The 1,508-nt window shown below is 65.6% G+C and carries 1 protein-coding gene; it reads left to right on the top strand.

What is annotated here, in order from left to right:
* The coding region (locus QH195_RS01795; RefSeq protein ID WP_280434097.1) for a non-ribosomal peptide synthetase at window positions 1–1,508 on the top strand (1,508 nt) is incomplete at both ends.

Here is a 1,508-nt window from a genome sequence, read left to right as displayed (position 1 = left end):
GTGCCGGTGGGTGATCTGGAGATCCTGGCTCCGGTCGAGCGTGCCCGGGTGCTGGCGGAGTGGAATGCGACCGAGCATGCGTTGCCGGAGCGGTTGTTGCTGGACGGGTTCGAGCGGGCGGTTGCTGCGTATCCGGATCGGGTGGCGGTGTCGTTCGAGGGGACGAGTCTGTCCTATGGCGAGTTCGCGGGTCGGGTGAACCGGCTTGCGCGGTATCTGGTCGCGCAGGGGGTGGGTCCGGAGTCGTTGGTCGGTTTGCTTGCGTCTCGGTCGCTGGACCTCGTTGTCGGTATGTATGCGGTGGTTGCTGCTGGTGGTGCGTATGTGCCGTTGGATCCGTCGCATCCGGCCGAGCGGATCGGTTACATCTTGGATACCGCGGGTCCGGTGTGCCTGCTGTCGACCATCGCCGATGCCGGGTCGGTCGGCGTCGAACCGGTAGATGGTGCCGGCGTCGGCCGTGGCGGTGCCGCCGGCGGTGACTGTGTTGTTGCCCACGACAGTGTGGGTGTGCTTGCGGGTGTGCCGGTGCTGGCGCTGGACACTCTCGATACCAGCGGTTTCGATGATGCGCCGGTGACCGATGCGGATCGGCTTGCGCCGGTGCGGTCCTCGAATACGGCGTATGTGATTTTCACGTCGGGTTCGACGGGTCGTCCGAAGGGTGTGGCGGTGCCGCATTCGGCCATCGCGAACCAGGTCGCGTGGATGCTGGCGGAATATCCGATGGATGCGGGGGACGTCTACCTGCAGAAGACCGCGACCACGTTCGACGTCTCGCTGTGGGGTTACTTCCTGCCGTTGGCTGCGGGCGCCCACTTGGTGGTGGCAATCCCGGACGGTCATCGCGACCCCGAATATCTGGCGCGGGTGATCGCCGAACAGCAGGTCACCGTCACCGACTTCGTGCCGTCGATGTTGACGGTGTTCGCCGCGCATACGGCACCCGGATCTATCCCGACTTTGCGGCATGTGTTCGTGATCGGTGAAGCGTTGCCGCCGGAGACGGTTACGGCGATGCACGCGATCTCCGATGCTGCGGTCCACAACTTGTACGGTCCGACCGAGGCTGCGGTGTCGATCACCTACTGGCAGGCCACGGGTGCGGAGTCCGGGAGTGTGCCGATCGGTGTGCCGCAGTGGAATTCGCGTGTGTACGTGCTCGACGGCCGGTTGCGGCCGGTTCCCGAAGGTGTCGTGGGCGAGCTGTATCTCGCGGGCGACCAGCTCGCCCGGGGCTATGTGACCCGCCCCGATCTCAGCTCCGACAGGTTCGTGGCGAGTCCGTTCGACTCGGGCGCGCGGATGTATCGCACCGGTGACCTCGTGCGGTGGACGCGTGTCGACGACCGGCCGGTGCTGGAGTATTTGGGGCGTACGGATTTCCAGGTGAAGTTCCGTGGTCAGCGGATCGAGCTGGGGGAGATCGAGTCGGCGTTCCTGGCGCAGCCGCAGGTCAGTCAGGCCGCGGTGACGGTTTCTGCTTCCCAGTTGGGTGAGCAGTTGGT

The sequence above is a fragment of the Nocardia carnea genome (assembly GCF_029868855.1).
GTDB classification, from domain to species: Bacteria; Actinomycetota; Actinomycetes; order Mycobacteriales; family Mycobacteriaceae; genus Nocardia; species Nocardia carnea_A.
Note: the sequence above shows the minus strand (reverse complement) of the source record. Positions and strands in the feature narration are given on the sequence as shown.